Source organism: Actinomyces sp. oral taxon 849 str. F0330, assembly GCF_000239715.1.
Taxonomy (GTDB): domain Bacteria; phylum Actinomycetota; class Actinomycetes; order Actinomycetales; family Actinomycetaceae; genus Actinomyces; species Actinomyces johnsonii.
Window position 1 is genome coordinate 51,765 of record NZ_JH470352.1, and the last position, 15,264, is coordinate 67,028.

Consider the following 15,264-nt stretch of genomic DNA (forward strand, 5'->3'; position numbering starts at 1 on the left):
CGTGGCCTGAGAAAACAGACCGAGCGCCCGGCATAGAATCAGTGCCCTCATCTAAATAAGCAACCTTCTGATTGACAACTCCGAGCGACCACGCAAAAATTTGCCGAGAGGTGCGGTAATTGATGATCAGTCGCTTAGATCGTCCACGGGGCTCAATCCCAAACCGGGGATAGGGGCACGGGGCGACCGTAGATGCGTTGGTGAGAATCGCCGACGATGAGGATGCGCAGGCGCAACTGTCAACCATCGTCGTCACCGGACGCAGCTGGAAGTCAAGGCGATCCAGGAGTGCACGACGCCCAGCAACAACCCAATCCTCAACGATCAAGATCGGCGAGCGCCGCAAGACCGAATCGAGCCACAGGAGAGTGGGCAAATACCGAGCCGACTAATCCGGAACGAACTGGACCTGGGCAGGATCGAGCCATTCAACATGATCGACGACTGTGAAAAAGACGGCTTCCTAGTCGCGAACCAAGGCCGAGACACCCGTCACCTCCTGCGAAGAAACGGTGTCGTCAGGAACTGTCTGTTACTGCCCCACGAGCCACTTCGACAACAATCATCCGACTCTAGCATCACAAACCTACGCTGCGCATTAGGTGATCTAAAATTTCCAAAGACCGTTTTGCTTCCACTCTTTAGGAGCGCCAGTATCACGCAAACTAACTATCGCACCATCCGGAAAATCCACCAAAGTCGCTGGCAACAATCTGATACTACCAACATTCAACACCTTCAGTAAATACTGAACGAGCGTCAACTGCCCAAAAGCTCGATTCATCACAGCTTCACACTCCAGCAACCCATCATACCCTCCCATTCTCGGCAATTTTGGGCGCTGACCATAGACTCGGTTATACATGCGTCCGTGATGAGCGGCAATATTTCTCACAATATTCAAAGCCTTTAGCCAAGATTCCAGCTGAGGGGATGTAAGATTAACCACATCGGCAACCTTATTCTGTGCAGCACGAGGTGACATTGAGTACAGATGCGCCAACATCCCCCAGTCCAGCACCTCAACCGCAGCCTACACAGGGAGAGTCCCGCCATACTTGTCCTTGTGGTGCCGCACGAAGTCCTCGCGAGAATCCTTCAACTTATCTTGATACCTTTTTAGCCACTTCGCGTATTTTGAATCGCGTTTCCCTCTTGCGACAGGGCCTAACAAATCTGCTTTAAGGTGGATACACGGGTCAATCTCACCCAACACATGACCAACAAGGGCCCGCATTGACAACTCAACTGGCACCAGCACAGCAAGGACTGCCACCCTGAGCCGCGCATCAAAATCATACAGAGAAACGACATCATCGAAAGTGGTACCAGCAAGAAAACGATCAGATCGACCATTCCCTCCCGGCTTACACATACGGAACGGATACCAATATCCAGAGAGGCGGTAGTAATTAACTCGACGCAGCTTCTCGACGGCCTCCTCGCGATCCGCAACATGCATTCCTCGTTTTATAAGGAGATCAATCTGCTCCTCATAAGTTTTGAAACTCTTAGGCTGTTCAATCATCGCTGCCACCTTGACTCGCCATCGAGATAAAATGAAGACCGGCCCTGGACCTCCTATAGCGGAAGCGGAACCGGTCGTGATGGATAAAACATAATGGATAAAACGCTCAACACCCAACTTAACTCGATGTGGCTTATGTTACATCTAGTTCAGACTTGGGTAGTGCCAACTTCAGGTCAGGCCAGTAGCCACAGGGAGCCGTCGGGGACGATAGCTTCCGGGACTGCCCCTGGCGCCGCGATGCGGGAGGCTTCCGAATCCAGTAGGGCGATGACGGTGGCCCGCCTGCGCTTACCGCCCTCTTTGGCCGGTGCCACGGTCCCTCGGTCGCGGATCCGCACCCGGCTGTCCAGTCCGATACCGGCCCGTCTGAGACGGCGCAGTGTCTCGGTGTCGTCCTGAATCCGGCCGACGACGCCGTCGGAACCCACCGGTCTGGTCTCCAGGCGCACCAGATCGGGCACGATGAGCCGGCCGTCCGCCGTGGGGATCGGGTCCCCATGCGGGTCCCTGGTGGGATGCCCCAGGACGGCGTCGAGCCGCTCCAGCAGCCGCTCGGAGACGGCGTGCTCGAGCTCCTCGGCCTCGGCGTGGACCTCGTCCCAGCCGAAGCCGAGTTGGGTAACCAGGTAGGTCTCCAGGATCCGGTGGCGGCGGATCATGCCCATGGCCCGGCGCCTGCCTTCCTCTGAGAGGGTGACGGACCGGTAGGGCTCGTGGACGAGAAGTCCCTCCTCCACCAGGCGGGCCACATTCTCCGAGGCGGTCGAGGGCGCCACCTCCATGCGCTTGGCCAGGCCGGTGATGGAGGCGCCCGCACCGCCCCACTCGCAGGCGGCCCATACGACCTTGAGGTAGTCCTGGGTGACGGTCGAGTCCCCCACCACCGATGGCTTCGAAGTGGACCGGGCCGAGGCCGCCCTGCTCGAAGGCGGCATTATCCGAACATCCTCGCCAGCTGGCTGCCGAAGGCGATGATGATGGTGAGGATCACCGCCAGGTACATCGCCGCCATGACCCACCAGCGGGACTTGAGCAGGTCGAGCGCCAGGTTATCGCGCAGTCCCAGATGCCCACCGGCTGCGGTCCAGGCCCAGGAGTGAGCGGCCACCGGAATGGTGACGGACCAGATGACCATGCAAAAGGGGCAGAGCTTGCCGAAGGTCACGATGGAGACGGTCAGGAACCAGATGACGAAGGCGATCCCGCCCAGGCTGCCAGCGCTCAGCCCCCACCACATCCACCGCGGCAGGCGCGCGCCACTGAGCAAGACCGCACCGATCGCTGCCAGGGCGCCGAAGGCGATGGCCCCGATGAAGGAGTTCGGCACACCCAGGAGGTTGCCCTGCCACACGTTGAGGGAGTCACCGCAGGACACCAGGGGGCTGACGTCGCAGACGAGCTGCGCATCCGAGTTGCGCAGCAGGTCGATCTGGGAACTGATGAGCTCCCAGCAGGCGACGATCCCGATGAGCCCGCACACGATGAGCAGCCAGCCGAAACCCCGCTCGGCTCCTGATCGGCGCAGCCAGTTGGGCCGGGCGGTGGAGGCCTCACCGGTATTGCGGCGAGCGCGCCGGTCGAGCTCCTGACCGGGGGCGGAACCCAGATAGGCCTCGAGCTCGGCCTCGCTCATCTCATCGATCTCGGCATCTGTGGGCATGTGCGACATCGTCAGCCTCCTCACCAGTGGTGCGTCATCAGTTCTTCGGGGAGTCATGTGGCTATCAGGGTGAGAGCGTATGCCACAACGGGCGGCCCGCGCCCTACCCGTCCGAAAGATCGGCCTGGTCCTGGGGCTCGGCTCCCTCCTCGGACTCGGCCGGTACCTCCCCAGGCACCTCGGCCGGTGTCTGTTCCGGGTTGACCGATGCCGACGGATCCGGCGTCGAAGCCGTCGTCACCGTCTCCTGGCCCGGAGAGATGCCCGCAACCGGCCGCCAGGCCCCCACCGTCACCGAGGCGTCGGGGTGGAGGATGACCGCACGCCAGGACACAAGTGCGCCGGTGGAGTCGAAGGACAGGACGTGGAGGAAGGCGTCCTCCGTCACCGAGCCGAGCGAGGTGCCGCCCTTGCCGGCACCGGAGATGATCCCGCTCACGGGTCTACCGGTCTGGGGGCTGATGGCCGTCGTCATGCCGCGCTCGGCGTGGACGTGCCCGGCCAGGAGCAGCGGCGCGCACCCCTCGTTCATCAGTGGGTCGAAGGTGGCCGGCTGATGGATGAGGATGACGTCGACCGGCGTGCGCCCGCAGCTGACTTTGGCCAGACGAGCGGCGACCTGCTCGGTGGTCTCGCCGCTGCGCGGCTTGGTGCCCGCCGCCGTCGTGCGGTCGGCGTCGTCGTCCCCCAGAACGGTGATCCCGGCGACCTTCTGGACCGAGCCGTTGGTGACGGTCCATCCCTGGGAGCGCAGGCGGGCGGCCGTGGCATCGGAGTCGTGGTTGCCAACCGTGGCGACCTTTGCAGTCGAACTCGGGACCGCCTGGGTCAGTGCATCGACGCATACCCGCTCCGGGTCGGAGCCTGTCATGGTCAGATCCCCGTCATCCATGTGGATATCGGCGTCGGAGAGCTGGTCGAGAACCCCGGAGAAGGCGATGACGTCGAGATTGCAGTGCAAATCCGTGGTGAGCACGGCCGTCTTGCGGCCGCGCTCGGAAACCGAGCGGGCTCCTGTCGTTGGCGTAGCCGTGGTCGAAGGGGTTGCCTGGGCCGACGATGCCACGGTGGTCGCGGCGGCTGCAGCGGCTGCGGCGCCCTCGGTGGACTGCGGGGTCTCCTGCGGTGATGCAGATGATGCGGGCTCGGCCTCCACCACCGTCTTCGCGGAGGCCTCCTTGATCCGCGCCTGGAGATCCTCGGTGTCCACCTTTCCTTCGGCGGCCGTGACGTCCACCAGGCCATCGGTCTGCTCGGCGCTCTTCCAGGCGGCCCGCAAGTTGGTGTCTGCCTTGGCGTAGAAGTCTTTGTTGGCCTCCACGAAGGAGCGCGCCTTGGGACCGTAGGCAGTGACGATGTCGGCGATTCGCCCCGAGAAGCGGGCCCGGGCCATCGGGGTCCCCTCCAACGCCGACAGGGTGGAGCCGTGCACAGTGGCGGTACGCATCGCCGGGACCAGTAGGGAGGCCACAGCAGCCACCACCGCCGAAACCGCCACGGCCGCCGCCCAGCGGTGCGAGGCTCCGGCGCGGACCGTCTCGCGCAGGGGCTTGGTCGGCGCCAGGCTCCATGCGGCCACACAGCACAGGAAGATCGCCTCGATAACCCCGGCCCGGCGCAGGGCGTCGCTCGCCAGGCCGTAGAGTCCCTGCCGGATCGTCAGGCCCGGGTGGGAGATCAGCGAGAGGTAGGAGGCGGCGTCGGATGACAGCGACTGTCCCACGCTGGCGGCGTTGGCGGCATCGGGAGCCGGGTCACCGGGGATCTCTCCCAGAACCACCTTGACGCCGAGGAGCCCTGCGGGTGACTGCATCGAAGCGGTCCCCAGCGGTCCGAGGTCGAGCGTGACGGTGGAGTCGAGGGTTGTCGACCAGGTCGCCTCGTGCGGGCCGACCGGCGCTGAGGCCGTCGCCGTGGACAGGCCCAGGAGGAGGGAGACCAGGCTGGAGGTCAGGATCATCGCCGCCGTGCTGATCACCGCGCGGGTACCGGAACGCAGTCTTCTCCACCGTGTCCGCGCCGACAGCAGCACCGTGAGCACCAGGGCGCCGCAACGACGGGCGGCTGTCAGCGCACCGGTCCACAGGTCGGCGGCGCGACCGACGGTGCCAGTATCGACGTTGGTATCCGCTTCAGTGCCGGCATCCGTGTCAGTACGTGCCACGGCCCACCTCAGATACGGGCGCCCAGAGAAACCCTGGTGGCGTGGTCCTCACCGTTGTGCTCCTGGGAGGCGATGAGACCCGCCAGTGCGGTGACGTAGGTGACGGTGTCCTGCCATCCGCCCACGGCCTGGCAGGGAACGCCGAGGGCCTTGACCGGGTAGTCATTGCCCTCGGGGTCCAGGCGGTCGCCGATGAAGAGCATCTCCTCCAGCGCGATCCCGGTGACCTCGGCCAATCGTCTCATGCCGTAGGCCTTGTCGACCCCCTTGAGGGTGATGTCCACGCTCGTGGAGCCGCCAGAGCGGACCTCCAGCTCCGGCAGGAGCGGGGCGACGGCGTCGCGCAGGGCGGCCTTCTTCTGCCCCGTGGGGTCCCAGGCGCGTTTGGCCTCCAAAGGGGCGTCCTGCCCGAGGGCCGAGAAGGTGATCTGGCTGCCTCGGTCCTCCAGGATCTCCCCCCAGGTCCGTTCCTCCCACAGGCCGAGACGGCGCGCCTGGGCCTCGACGATCTCGAAGCCGGTACGGATCTGCTCGGGCGTGAGGTCGTTGGCGTAAACCAATTTCCAGGCATCACCGCCCCGGGCGGACTGCGAGGAGTCGTAGGTGTAGTACCGCGTACCGCAGGTGGGCATGAGGTGGAGCCGGGAGAGCTCGTCGGCGTCGGCGTCGAGACGGGCCAGGACCTGATCGCGGAACTGCCCCACCTGTCCTCCGGAGATGATGCAGACGGGGACCACATCGAGCAGCCGCCTCAGTGCCGTCGCCATCGCCGGCGGCATGGCCGACTTCGAGGGCGCCAGCGTGTCATCGAGGTCGAAGGCCACCAGACGGGGCAGCTCCTGCGGGCTCACATCAGTCTGAGTCATAGGCGTATTGTGACCCACCCGCCTGGAAACCGGCCGAACCGGGCTCCAGACGGGTGGTGGAGTCGGTCTCTCTTCACAGCAGTGGGCGGGGACGGATCAGTCAACCTTCTCGGGGTGGAGCATGTGCTCACGCGCCCGCGCCGAGGCCTCCGCCCGGGCATCACGATCCTCCCGGCGTCCGCGAGAGATGAGCGCGGTGATGGACACCGCCAAGCCGCCCCAGATAATGACGATGGCAAGAAGCATGATGAGTACAGCGACTCCAGTCATCTCAGCCCTCCTCCTTGGAATCGGTCTCAAGCTCGAGGGGCTCGAACTCATCCACCGGAGTCTTCCAGGGGATGAGGGTCATGATGGCAGTGCACAGGGCCACCATTAGGAGCATCCCCCAGCCGAAGACCATGACGAAGCCGTTCGAGTAGGTCTCGTAGCCCTCGGATAAATAGGTCCACAGGGTCTGGAGGAACATGTAGCCCAGCAGGACGGGGACGACCACGCCGACCAGGACGCGCCACCATAGACCGATCATCCGCGACTCGGAAACGGCGTTGAGATGATCCTGAAGCAGCCTAGTGCGGCGCAGACCCCAGACCACCGCCACGCACATGATGATGGCCGAGGCGACCACACCGATGTTGTTGATGAAGGCGTCGACGACGTCGAGATCCGGCAGGCCAGAACTGGTGGCGAATAGGACGAAGGACAGGACGGCGGCCGGAATGCCGACGACGAGCGAGGCAGGTTTGGGAGCCAGACCGAGCTTCTCCCCCACGCCAGCGGCCACCACCTGGATGATGGAGATGAAGGAGGTCAGTCCCGCCATGGCGAAGGATGCGAAGAAGAGCACTCCGAACAACGCGCCACCGGGCATCTGAGCGATGACCGTGGGGAAGGTAATGAAAGACAGGGAGGGTCCGGTGATCTTCATATCGCTCAAACCGACGCCCTGGGTGTGCGCCATGAAGCCGAGGGTGGCGAAGACTCCGATGCCGGCGAACAGCTCGAAGGAGGAGTTGGCGAAGCCGGCCACCAAGCCGGTGCCCACCAGGTTGGAGCGGCGGCGCTGGAGGTAGGAGGCGTAGGTGAGCATGATGCCGAAGCCCACGGACAGGGAGAAGAAGATCTGGCCGAGTGCCGCCATCCACACCTTGTAGTCCAGCAGGGCGGACCACTTGGGGGTGAACAGGGCATTGAGTCCCTCCCCCGCGCCGGGAAGCATGAGGGCCCGCACCACGAGGGCGGCAAACATGAGCACGAGCAACGGTAGGAAGACCTTGTTGGCCTTCTCCACACCGCCACTAACGCCCAGTGCGGTCACCACCAGGCCGAAGGCCCACACGAACAGCAGCGGAACGGCCACGCCCGCGATGACGGCCGGCGAGTAGCTGACCTCGGTCTCGAGCTGGTCGGCACCGATGTAGTGCATGAAGAAGCCTCCCGCGTCATCGCCCCAGGCGATGGTGAAGGAGAAGAACATGTAGCGCAGGGACCAGGCCACCACCACCGCGTAGTAGGTCATGATGACGAAGCAGATGAAGACCTGGAACCAGCCCAGCCACTCCAGCTTGGTGGACATGCGCCGGAACACCGCCGGCGGCGAGCCGCGGAAACGGTGTCCCAGGGCATAATCGAGGAAGAGAATCGGCAGTCCCGCCGCCAACAACGCAATGACGTAGGGGACGATGAAAGCACCACCACCGTTGGCGTAGGCCACGCCGGGGAAGCGCCAAATGTTGCCCAGCCCGATCGCCGAGCCGATGGCTGCCATGAGGAAGCCGAGCTGACCGCTCCACTGCTCACGCGGGGGCGCTTGAAGAGACTCGCTCTCCCCTGTCCTGGGGGTCATGAGTAACCTTCCGTGATCTCATGAACGAAGGCGACCCGGCGGCCGCCTTCTCCTGCGGAATGGTCGCAGGCTCTTTTGTCGTTGGACGCTAGCTCTAGCGACCACGATGTGTCGCTCAATGTCCAGCATGTGGACTGCATGTGCGAAGCCACCTTCCACCCTTTCTCACGCGATCTATGCCACACTGAAAGCAATTCCACCCGGCACTCAGCACTCCTTTCGAGAGGAATCCCATGGCCACCCCGCACATCGCCGCAGCTCCAGGTGACTTCGCCCCCGCGGTCCTCATGCCCGGCGACCCCAGGCGCGCCCAGCGCATTGCCGAGATACTCATGGCTGACGCCCGCATGATCACCGACGTGCGCGGGATGCTGGGCTTCACCGGAACCGTCAACGGCAAGCCGCTGAGCGTCATGGGCTCAGGCATGGGCCAGCCCTCCTTCACGATCTACGCCACCGAGCTGTTCAGCCAGTTCGGAGTGGAACGGATCATCCGTGTGGGCACCATCGGCGCTATCTCGCCTAAGGTCGAGGTCGGTGACGTCGTCGTGGCCACCGGCGCCCACACGGACTCCTCCATGAATCAGCTGCGCATTCCGGGGATCAACTTCTCCGCGGTCGCCGACTTCCATCTGGCCCAAGCCGCCTACGAGGCCTCACTGACCCCCCAGGCCGGCGTGGACGGAACGGTTCATCTGGGAACCGTCATCTCGCGCGACCACTTCTACTTCACCCCCCAAGGCCAGACCGAGGCACTGGCCGCCTACGGAGTCTTGGGCGTGGAGATGGAGGCGGCCGCCCTCTACGGCGTCGCCGCCGAGTACGGCAAGCAGGCGCTGGCGGTTCTGACAGTCTCCGACCATCTGCTGGATCACTCCGGCGACATGAGTGCCGCCGAGCGCGAGACGCGCTTCGCCGACTCCCTGCGCCTGGCCGTGGCGGCCGCCCACAGCTGATCCACACGCCGACCACGGGACACTCGGAGCCCTGGACGGCTCGGGGAGCGCAGATGCCCCTTCACCGGAGCACGGTTCGCACCCACCATGCCTTCACCCCATGAATGGAACCCTCCATGCGTAGGTGAATTCCTGACCGCACCGGTTCAGGAGTGCCTTACCTGCGAGGAATAACGAAAATTAACGGCACACAACCCCATATTTTTTCAAGCTCCCATCACTGACGGAAACAGCCCGATGAGAACCACCAAAACGTTGGAATCCCAACGTTCATGGACACGGAGCAAAGCAGGCCAGGCTGCCCTTCGTTGCCGGGGCGCGGGAACGGATTTACGTTATTCATGTCCGCAGCGCACATCCGCTCGAAAGGAATAGCATCATGTCCGTCACCAAGATCACCTCCTGCACCACCACCTCCTGCGCTTTCAACAACGGAGGCTGTACCGCTTTCGCCATCACCGTTGGCGGCGACAACGGCGCACCGGCCTGCGACACTTTCATCAGCCTCGATGCCCGCGGCGGCCTACCCGTGGCCGAGGGGCAGGTGGGCGCCTGCCAGCGCCTCGAGTGCGTCCACAACAAGGACCTCATGTGCACGGCCGAGGCCGTGACCGTCGGCGGCGACACCGCCTCCTGCAAGACCTACGAAGTTCGCTGACCGGAAGGCTCTCCAGCTCGAGCGGCTGGGGGCCGAACGGGGGATACCACCGCGCGGTGGTATCCCCCGTTCCGGTCTCTGTGTCCGGAACGTTCAGAACCGCAACCGAGGTAGGCCACTCAGGGACGGGCCAGGCGCTGCGGGAGAGCCTGGGAGGCCAGCCCTTCGAGGACCGGCCCAACCTCGGAGGCACTAGCCAGGGCATCCGGGAAGGAGACCACCAGTGTGGAGACCTCTTCCCCGGTAATGGACATGAGTGTCACCCCGTGGGCGTCGACGTCGACGCACAGGGTCCGGTCCCACAGCGTAGGGCATACGCCGACAGCGGGGCGGGAGGAGCAGGTCCACCCGGCCATCTGCCCTTCTCGCACGGCCTCGCAGACGGCGCGCAGGCCCAACTGGCCGACCGCGCTGACCGCCTCATGGGCATCCATGACCTCCTGGGGGCTCCAAGAGGCGGATGGCACGGCTCCGGCATCGGCGGAGGCGATGTCGAGGATCTCCTCAATGTCGTGGCTGGAGACACCGGAGACGCAGTGGAGCATGACGCGTTCGCAGGCGACGACGCCCAGACGCCCTCCGGGACCCGAGGCGATCTCTCGGACCCGCTCGAGCGGATCCTCGCCGACGATGGCGCAGTGGCAGGCGGGAGTCCGCGAAGAGGACAGGACGAGGGCACGGTCCTCGCCATTGACCCAGGTCAGGTTGCCCAGCAGGTGGGCCGTGGCGGCCGTGATACGAACACCGGGCTCGGCGGCATCGAGAGTGACGTCGAGCCGGACATCGACGGCGACGTCGTCGGGAGCGATGGCCAGCGGAGTACCTTCCGACGGGCAGGCCGCCACGAGGATCCGGCCGTCGGCCCGCATAGCGTGAGCGACGAAGGCGGCGGGCGCGGAGGGGTCGATGCGGTAGGCCGTCACCGCGGCGCTTCCACTGCCGGTCAGGAGACGCCTGGCCATGCGCCTGGCGCGCTGCATGATGTCGGGAACCTGAACAGACGTCACACGATTACCTTCCTGCAATGTTGCTGCACGTGGGAGCGGGGCGCCCCCGACAACATCTGAAGGTGAGGCTACCCTCAGACTCCCCGAGGAGCCAGTTCCTCGGGGAAACCCACACGTGGAGCGCGTCTCAGCGAGCCAGCCCGGGGAAGAGGTGCTGGATCCCGACGACGATCATCTGTACCGCGATCGAGGCCAGGATCATGCCCATGAGACGGGTCATGATGGTGCGCATCGTCATGGACAGACGTGCACCGATGCTGGCGGAGAAGTAGAGAACGATCCCGAGCGTCACGAGGACGGCTGCCAGCGCAGCCGCAACAGCCGCATGCCCGCCCAGCCCCCGAGCCTGGGACTGGATGACGATGATGGTCGCGATCGTTCCCGGCCCCACGAGGATGGGAAAGGTCATGGGGTAGAAGGCGACGTCGTTTCCGTTACCGGCAACGGCGTCGTGCTGCTCCTTCTCCTGCGTGCTTCCCTCGTGGGCGCTGGATCCACTGCCGTTGAGCATGGACAGGGAGATAATGAGCAGGACGATTCCGCCTGCGATCCGGAAGTCGTCGACGCCGATGTCGAAGAATCTCAGGATTGTCGCACCGAGGAGCAGGACAACGGCACACATGACGGTGGAGGAGATCGTTGTGCGAACCGCCGTGCGCCGCTGGGTCGCGGCATCCTGATCCTGGGTGAGACTCAGGAACAGGGGCAGGTTGACGAAGGGGTTCATGATCGCGAAGAAGGCCCCTAGGGCCTTGACCAGCACAGCGATAGCCATATCCGCATTGTGCCGCACACGCCGGCAGAGCAGAGAAACAAAACGGCCCTCGCCTGACGGCAGGGCCTGTTGCTGAAGACTTGTGGAGCTAGGGGGATTCGAACCCCCGACCTCTTCCATGCCATGGAAGCGCGCTACCAACTGCGCCATAGCCCCGGTGTGGGTGCCCCACCCGGAGAAGAGTCCGAGCGGTTCGTGGAGCTAGGGGGATTCGAACCCCCGACCTCTTCCATGCCATGGAAGCGCGCTACCAACTGCGCCATAGCCCCGTTCGGACGTCGCTCGCGTGCGGCGACGCGGACAACTGTATGGATACCGGCACCGCCAGGGCAAATCCGTGGCGCGTGTACTACCTCACCCGATTACCCAAGAATCTTGCCCAATGGGCTCGGGTCCACCGGGGGACCAGCATTCCAAGACACCACGGACCAGCCCGGAGGCCGTCTGTTGGTGCGCATGAGCGCATAGCAGCAGTTGCTCATGCCGCGCAGGCCGAACCACTGTTGAGGGTCCATGCCCAGCAGATAGGTCGCCCCCAAATTGGTGGCTGCTCCGTGGGAGACTGCTACGACGACGTCATCCTCGCCGGCCCCTGCGACGAAGGCCTTGAGTGCCTCGCCCACTCGCTCGGCGGTCTCGCGACGCCCCTCGATCCGGAACTGGGGAAGATCGCCACCGGCGCGCCAGGTGGCGTAGTGCTCAGGCCACTGCGCCTTAATGTCGTCCGCTTTGAGTCCCTCCCAGTCGCCGAAGGACTTCTCCGCCAGGGCAGAATCGACCTCAACACTCTGCCCGATCAGCGACGCCAGCGTCTCGGCGGTGGCCCGTGCCCGCACCAGTGGCGAGGAGACGATCCGCGTGGGCTTAAGCACCGCGATGCTGTCGGCTGCGCGCCGGGCCTGCTCACGGCCGGTGCCGTTGAGGGGGATATCGACCCGCCCCTGGATGCGTCCTTGAAGGTTGTAGTCGGTCTGACCATGTCGCCACAGGATGAGGTCGGTCATGAGACGGCGCCCTTCTCGCCGCCTTCCTCGTCGTCGACCCGACGATCCGGTGCTGTCAGGTCCTCCGGCAGCTCGATGACGGGGCAGTCCTTCCACAGGCGCTCCAGCGAGTAGAACTCCCGGTCCTCGTTCTGCAGAACATGGACGACGACATCACCGTAGTCCACGAGTACCCAGTGGGCATCGGCGAAACCCTCCCGAGTCCGACGCTTGGCCCCGGCGCGCTGCATGGCCTCGTCGACCGCGTCGACGATGGCGTGGACGTGACGGTCGTTCGAGCCGGAGGCCAGCAGGAAGACATCGGTCAGGCCGAGTCGCTCGGAGACGTCGATGGCCGTGAGGTGCGCAGCCTTCTTATCGGCCGCAGCGCGAGCAGCGGCTAGAGTCAGGTCGGCGGCGTGTTCGGTAGCGGGCACGGATCTCCTTCGGGGCGGTCAGTCAAGCATCATGCGGCAGCGGAGACTGTACCTCGCGCGCCGCCCTCATACGAGCTGCCGAATCCACTCCCCCGCCCCGATGGCGGCGCTCATGGCACTGGAACTGGCGCCAAGCCTGCCGCTGACGAACAGCCAGACGATGACCAGGATGATGAGCAGCACAACAACGACGATGAGCGCGGCCATGAGTATCTTGCCGGTGCGGGAGGAGGAGCCGGGCCGCTCCACCGGCAGGACGTGGTCCGGGGTAGGCACCCGACCGGTCACCTCGTTGACGGGAGCAAGGTACGGCTCCTCGGGACCCTCGGCAACAGGCGCCGCCACCGAGTCCCACTCCGAGCCACCGATCGGGCCGTTGCTGTTCTCGGCCTCGTCGGAGTAGAAGGCATAGGGGCTGACCGCTTCCGAGGACGCGACATCGGAGGTTGCAGCCACCCCGGTCACGATCGTCTCCTGGAAGCTGTCCGCCTGAGAGGACTGGTGCAGCGACTTCCACTGCGGAGTACCGACCGTACCGAACTCGGCATCCTGCTGCGGCTGCGCTGAGGGCATCGTGGTCTGCGCATCGACGTCGACCGCGACGCTCTCCTGCGCCATCGGCTCCTCGATGGGCGCGATGCCGTAGGTCTCCTGAACATCCGCCGCGTCCTGGGCGGACGAGGAACTGTCCACGGGCTGGATCGAGCTGAGCTCGCCCGTGGAGACGTTGACGGTACGCACTCCTTGCGCAGCAGCGGGAATGCGCACAATCGGACGTCGCACTGAGCCGGTCGAGGAAGCCGACCCTGCGCTCAGGCCGCTGCGGGCGGACTCGGTGGACTGCGTGCCTCCGGCCTGTCCGAAGGCAGCGAAGTCGGCGGCGCCGGAAGCCGAGGTGGAGACGGCAGGGACGGCCTCCGCCGACTGCGAGGAGGGCTGGGAGGAAGCCGCCCCATCGTCCTGAGTCGTCGGAGCGAAGCCCTCCCGGTAGTCGTAGGGGCCGGTCGCGAGCTCCTCGGCGTCGGCCTCTTCGACGGGGGCCTGGGGCTCAAGGGCCTCCTGTTGGCCGGTCTCAGAGACGGGACCGCCCTCAAGGCGCTCCTTGAGCGAGAAGCGAGTGGGTACCGGCGCCGGCTCGGAGTCGGCGTCCGCGGCCCATTGGGCGTCGTAGTCCAGGGTCGCTACCGGCAGATCGACCGCCTCCATGAGACCCGTCTCGATCTCGGAGATCGCCACGGCCTCCGCCGCAGACAGCGAGCGCCAGCTCGGAGCGGACGCGGACGGGCCCTCGGGAACGGACAGGTTGAGAGGCGGGTTCTGCCCACCCTGGTCGAGGTAGGCGGCCCCGTCATCGTCCACGGCGGGGAACTCGGCCGATTCTTCCAACCCGGTCTCGGCATCGGCACCCGACTGGGCGGAGGAACGGGGGGCGACCGATGCAGGGTCGGCAAGAGGATCCTGGAGAGCCTGGGCCTGCTCTGGGGTGATCTCGCCGGCCTCGACTGCCGCTCTGAGGGCCTTGGCCTCCTCGCGCAGGCGTCTCATCTCGCGTCGGGTCAGGAGCGGCTGCTGCCCGGTCAGGATGGCCTCCCGCTCGGCGGCGCGCTCCGCCTGCCGGATCGCACGACGACTGCCGCGCGGAGCGTGCTCATCCTGCGTCGGCTCCTCGGACGTGGGGGCATTGACGCCGGTCTGCTCAGTGCTCACCGTCGTTCTCCTTCCTCAGGGACTGCTCGCGGGCCACTCTCGCCGTCATCGACGTCGCCGACGCCGACCGCAAGGCCATACGATAAAGCCCGTACTTGCGTATGTACTGCACGACACCATCGGGAACGAGGTACCACACCGGAGCTCCTTGCCCGACTCGCTGGCGGCAATCCGTCGATGAAATCGCCATGGCCGGCACCTCCACCAGTGAGATCCGGTCATGGGGCACCCCCGAGTCATTCAGAACGTGCCCGGGGCGCGTGACCCCTACCAGATGAGCCAGGTCGAAGATCTCCTCACTGTCCTTCCAGGTGAGGATCTGTGCCAGGGCGTCCGCACCGGTGATGAAGTACAGCTCCGCGCCCGGATACTCGGCCGCGATGTCATGAAGGGTGTCGATCGTGTACGTCGTACCTCCCCGGTCGATGTCGACCCGGGAGACCGTGAACCTCGGATTGGAGGCCGTTGCAATAACCGTCATGAGGTAACGGTGCTCTGCCGGAGAGACCCTGCGCTCCTTCTTGAAGGGTTGCGCCCAAGTGGGTACGAAGATGACCTCGTCGAGGGCGAAGACGTCCTGAACCTCACTGGCCGCAACGAGGTGCCCGTGGTGGATCGGATCAAAGGTTCCACCCATGATGCCGATGCGAAGCGGACGAGCAGACTGGGTCACG

At 65.0% G+C, this 15,264-nt stretch carries 14 protein-coding genes, 2 tRNA genes and 1 pseudogene; 2 read left to right on the forward strand and 15 right to left on the reverse strand.

Annotated features, from left to right (window positions below; translation table 11 throughout):
- Positions 1–607: 607 nt before the first annotated feature.
- The 7 genes and pseudogenes from HMPREF0975_RS16655 to HMPREF0975_RS07660 form a co-directional block, all read right to left on the reverse strand.
- Positions 608–1,528, reverse strand: a pseudogene (locus tag HMPREF0975_RS16655) (Abi family protein).
- Between the two features lie 176 nt (positions 1,529–1,704).
- Positions 1,705–2,466: a metal-dependent transcriptional regulator gene (locus HMPREF0975_RS07640; protein ID WP_009233572.1), complete on the reverse strand. Its 762-nt coding sequence runs from the start codon at positions 2,464–2,466 to the stop codon at positions 1,705–1,707.
- Positions 2,466–3,200 carry a vitamin K epoxide reductase family protein gene (locus tag HMPREF0975_RS07645; RefSeq protein ID WP_009233573.1) on the reverse strand — a complete coding sequence of 245 codons (735 nt, stop codon included), beginning with the start codon at positions 3,198–3,200 and terminating at the stop codon, positions 2,466–2,468. The genes HMPREF0975_RS07640 and HMPREF0975_RS07645 overlap by 1 nt, the downstream gene beginning before the upstream one ends.
- 94 nt (positions 3,201–3,294) lie before the next feature.
- Complete coding sequence (locus HMPREF0975_RS07650) at positions 3,295–5,355, reverse strand: metallophosphoesterase family protein (RefSeq protein WP_009233574.1); 2,061 nt, start codon at positions 5,353–5,355, stop codon at positions 3,295–3,297.
- A gap of 8 nt (positions 5,356–5,363) precedes the next feature.
- Positions 5,364–6,221 carry an HAD hydrolase family protein gene (locus tag HMPREF0975_RS07655; protein ID WP_009233575.1) on the reverse strand — a complete coding sequence of 286 codons (858 nt, stop codon included), beginning with the start codon at positions 6,219–6,221 and terminating at the stop codon, positions 5,364–5,366.
- Positions 6,222–6,317: 96 nt separating this feature from the next.
- Positions 6,318–6,491 carry a methionine/alanine import family NSS transporter small subunit gene (locus HMPREF0975_RS14835; RefSeq protein ID WP_009233576.1) on the reverse strand — a complete coding sequence of 58 codons (174 nt, stop codon included), beginning with the start codon at positions 6,489–6,491 and terminating at the stop codon, positions 6,318–6,320.
- Between the two features lies 1 nt (position 6,492).
- Positions 6,493–8,067, reverse strand: a complete 1,575-nt coding sequence (locus tag HMPREF0975_RS07660; RefSeq protein WP_009233577.1) for a sodium-dependent transporter — start codon at positions 8,065–8,067, stop codon at positions 6,493–6,495.
- Positions 8,068–8,300: 233 nt separating this feature from the next.
- On the opposite strand from HMPREF0975_RS07660, the gene deoD reads away from it, so the two are divergent.
- Together deoD and HMPREF0975_RS07670 are read left to right on the forward strand one after the other, a co-directional pair.
- Positions 8,301–9,023, forward strand: coding sequence for a purine-nucleoside phosphorylase (deoD, locus tag HMPREF0975_RS07665; protein ID WP_009233578.1), 723 nt, complete (start codon positions 8,301–8,303; stop codon positions 9,021–9,023).
- A 379-nt stretch (positions 9,024–9,402) separates the two neighbouring features.
- Entirely contained in the window at positions 9,403–9,681 is a 279-nt protein-coding gene (locus HMPREF0975_RS07670; protein WP_003781261.1) for a DUF1540 domain-containing protein, read from the forward strand.
- 119 nt (positions 9,682–9,800) lie between these two features.
- On the opposite strand, the gene HMPREF0975_RS07675 is transcribed toward HMPREF0975_RS07670, so the two are convergent.
- The 8 genes from HMPREF0975_RS07675 to nadD all read right to left on the reverse strand — a co-directional run bounded on the left by HMPREF0975_RS07675 (position 9,801) and on the right by nadD (position 15,263).
- A complete protein-coding gene (locus tag HMPREF0975_RS07675) occupies positions 9,801–10,688 on the reverse strand; it encodes a hypothetical protein (RefSeq protein WP_009233579.1) in 888 nt (295 codons plus the stop codon).
- A 127-nt stretch (positions 10,689–10,815) separates the two neighbouring features.
- The gene (locus HMPREF0975_RS07680) at positions 10,816–11,463 is read right to left on the reverse strand and encodes a MarC family protein (RefSeq protein ID WP_009233580.1); all 648 of its coding nucleotides are present in this window, start codon (positions 11,461–11,463) and stop codon (positions 10,816–10,818) included.
- 83 nt (positions 11,464–11,546) lie between these two features.
- A tRNA-Ala gene (locus HMPREF0975_RS07685) sits at positions 11,547–11,619 on the reverse strand.
- Between the two features lie 40 nt (positions 11,620–11,659).
- Positions 11,660–11,732: transfer RNA gene (locus HMPREF0975_RS07690), tRNA-Ala, on the reverse strand.
- Between the two features lie 93 nt (positions 11,733–11,825).
- The gene (locus HMPREF0975_RS07695; RefSeq protein ID WP_009233581.1) at positions 11,826–12,467 is read right to left on the reverse strand and encodes a histidine phosphatase family protein; all 642 of its coding nucleotides are present in this window, start codon (positions 12,465–12,467) and stop codon (positions 11,826–11,828) included.
- The gene (gene rsfS / locus HMPREF0975_RS07700) at positions 12,464–12,883 is read right to left on the reverse strand and encodes a ribosome silencing factor (protein WP_009233582.1); all 420 of its coding nucleotides are present in this window, start codon (positions 12,881–12,883) and stop codon (positions 12,464–12,466) included. The genes HMPREF0975_RS07695 and rsfS overlap by 4 nt, the downstream gene beginning before the upstream one ends.
- Positions 12,884–12,949: 66 nt before the next feature.
- A complete protein-coding gene (locus HMPREF0975_RS07705; RefSeq protein WP_009233583.1) occupies positions 12,950–14,590 on the reverse strand; it encodes a hypothetical protein in 1,641 nt (546 codons plus the stop codon).
- Positions 14,580–15,263: a nicotinate-nucleotide adenylyltransferase gene (gene nadD / locus HMPREF0975_RS07710; protein WP_009233584.1), complete on the reverse strand. Its 684-nt coding sequence runs from the start codon at positions 15,261–15,263 to the stop codon at positions 14,580–14,582. The genes HMPREF0975_RS07705 and nadD overlap by 11 nt, the downstream gene beginning before the upstream one ends.
- Position 15,264 lies beyond the last annotated feature (1 nt).

What these genes read in the sequence shown, in the direction of transcription:
- HMPREF0975_RS07640 (WP_009233572.1), bottom strand. Translation starts at nt 2,466, where the DNA reads ATGCCGCCTTCGAGCAGGGCGGCCTCGGCCCGGTCCACTTCGAAGCCA.
- HMPREF0975_RS07645 (WP_009233573.1), bottom strand. Translation starts at nt 3,200, where the DNA reads ATGTCGCACATGCCCACAGATGCCGAGATCGATGAGATGAGCGAGGCC.
- HMPREF0975_RS07655 (WP_009233575.1), bottom strand. Translation starts at nt 6,221, where the DNA reads ATGACTCAGACTGATGTGAGCCCGCAGGAGCTGCCCCGTCTGGTGGCC.
- HMPREF0975_RS14835 (WP_009233576.1), bottom strand. Translation starts at nt 6,491, where the DNA reads ATGACTGGAGTCGCTGTACTCATCATGCTTCTTGCCATCGTCATTATC.
- HMPREF0975_RS07660 (WP_009233577.1), bottom strand. Translation starts at nt 8,067, where the DNA reads ATGACCCCCAGGACAGGGGAGAGCGAGTCTCTTCAAGCGCCCCCGCGT.
- deoD (WP_009233578.1), top strand. Translation starts at nt 8,301, where the DNA reads ATGGCCACCCCGCACATCGCCGCAGCTCCAGGTGACTTCGCCCCCGCG.
- HMPREF0975_RS07670 (WP_003781261.1), top strand. Translation starts at nt 9,403, where the DNA reads ATGTCCGTCACCAAGATCACCTCCTGCACCACCACCTCCTGCGCTTTC.
- HMPREF0975_RS07680 (WP_009233580.1), bottom strand. Translation starts at nt 11,463, where the DNA reads ATGGCTATCGCTGTGCTGGTCAAGGCCCTAGGGGCCTTCTTCGCGATC.
- HMPREF0975_RS07695 (WP_009233581.1), bottom strand. Translation starts at nt 12,467, where the DNA reads ATGACCGACCTCATCCTGTGGCGACATGGTCAGACCGACTACAACCTT.